The organism is Rhizobium sp. PEPV16 (assembly GCF_008919455.1).
Lineage (GTDB): Bacteria > Pseudomonadota > Alphaproteobacteria > Rhizobiales > Rhizobiaceae > Rhizobium > Rhizobium leguminosarum_Q.
The window spans coordinates 23830-25581 of the sequence record NZ_VSZV01000287.1; the positions used below are offsets into that span (position 1 = coordinate 23830).

The window sequence follows — 1752 nt, forward strand, 5'->3', positions numbered from 1 at the left end:
CCTTATCAAGCTGCGTAGATTTGCTGGTCTTATCAGCGCAGTGATTTGAGGTCATCTAAATACCTCAACCGCACATGCGGATTGTCAACTGAAAAGGAAAAGCAATGGATCGACTCACATTGAACCGGCGCACGGTCATGGTTTCAGCGGTTGCTGGAACGGCCGCTCTGCTGCTTGGAGGTTCAGCCGGATCAGGCAAGGCGCAGGTGCAGAGCCCGGACGCCCGTAATGTTGGATATTATCGATTTCGGGTCGGGCAGATCAAAGCGACAGTTTTGAGCGATGGCGTAATCGGCGGCCCACCGACGGTCTATGCCAACGATGCTCCGGAGGCCGAACTGCAGGAGGTCCTTCGTCGCGCTTTCCTTCCTACCGATCACATGACCCTTCAACTCAACACGCTGCTGCTCGAGGTCGGCGACAGGCGGATATTGCTTGAGGCGGGAGCCGGGGCCACGATGGGACCGAATGCGGGGCGTGTGTTCGACAATCTCGCCGCCATCGGTCTCGATGCAGGCGATATCGACACGATCGTGGTGTCCCACACGCATCCTGATCACGTCGGCAATCTCAGCACTTCCGAAGGCAAAAAAGCGTTTCCCAATGCCACCGTCTACGCACCCCGCGCAGACTGGGATTTTTTTGTGCGCAACAATCCCGATCTCTCCTACATGCCGGTACCAAGGGACTTTCGTGATCGGTTTGCAGCAGCGATCAAACGGAGTGTCGAGCCGATCGCAAAGGACATCGAGCTCTACGAGGCAGGTGCGGAAATCGTGCCGGGCCTCACCACGATCGCTGCGCCCGGACATACGCCTGGCATGGCAACATTCCTGGTCCACTCAGGAAACGACCAACTGCTCCTCACTGCGGACCTTGCCTATCACCCGGTGGTCAACATCGACCATCCATGGCGACCCGGACCTGACAGAGACAAGGATACCGCGCTCGCGTCGCGCCGCCGCATATTCGATATGGCCGCGACCGATAGGCTCCTCGTTCTCGGGTTTCACTACCCGTTCCCGGGCCTCGGACGAATGCTCAAGACCGACATGGGTTACGCCTGGGTCCCGGCGGGCTGGCAGTTCTAATCAGATATCGACCTGGAGGTTTTCTCATGACCCGAACGACAATCGGTCGGCGGCGCTTTTTGGGTGCGATGGGGCTGACTGCCGCGAGCGCGGCGATTGCAGCAGAAACAAAGGCACAAGACGCGACAGGCGACGCGCCGCTCCCATCGACGCCGGCAACGGAGCCCGTCCTGACGCGCACGGTGCCGAAAACCGGAGAGCGGCTCACAGCCCTCGGACTTGGCACATTCCTGACATTCGACCGTCGACCGGGTGAAGCGCGGGACGACCTGCGGGAGGTGTTCAGGCGCTATGTCGCCGGTGGCGGCCGCGTCGTTGATACCTCGCCCTTATATGGGTCGGCCGAGGTCAGCGTTGGCCAGATCATGGCGGAGATGCCCGAGGCGTCCGAAATCTTCCTGACAAACAAAATCTGGGCGACGGGAGAATATCTGGGCGACGAGAGCCATGCGGAGGAAAGCTTTCGGCAATCGAGGCTGCGGATCTGGCGTGACACAATCAACCTGATGCAATGTCACAGTATCACAAATGCGCAGGTCGCCGTTCCGCTCCTTCGTTCATGGAAAAAGGAAGGGAAATCTCGCCGGTCAGTTCCATCTTCGTTTCGCGGCTGTGCCGCGCGCTCGGCGCCCGTATGCCACAAACTTATCTGATCGAACTG

The 1752-nt window shown here is 59.3% G+C and carries 2 protein-coding genes; both read left to right on the forward strand.

Annotated features, from left to right (window positions below):
* Positions 1–104: 104 nt before the first annotated feature.
* Positions 105–1091 (forward strand): MBL fold metallo-hydrolase, encoded by a 987-nt coding sequence (locus FY112_RS13615; protein ID WP_151518571.1) that lies wholly within the window; start codon positions 105–107, stop codon positions 1089–1091.
* Positions 1092–1117: 26 nt separating this feature from the next.
* Entirely contained in the window at positions 1118–1744 is a 627-nt protein-coding gene (locus FY112_RS13620) for an aldo/keto reductase (RefSeq protein WP_348633303.1), read from the forward strand.
* The last annotated feature ends 8 nt before the right edge of the window (positions 1745–1752 follow it).

Bases quoted from the DNA above. Each gene is read 5' to 3' on its own strand.
- FY112_RS13615 (WP_151518571.1), top strand. From the start codon at position 105: ATGGATCGACTCACATTGAACCGGCGCACGGTCATGGTTTCAGCGGTT.
- FY112_RS13620 (WP_348633303.1), top strand. From the start codon at position 1,118: ATGACCCGAACGACAATCGGTCGGCGGCGCTTTTTGGGTGCGATGGGG.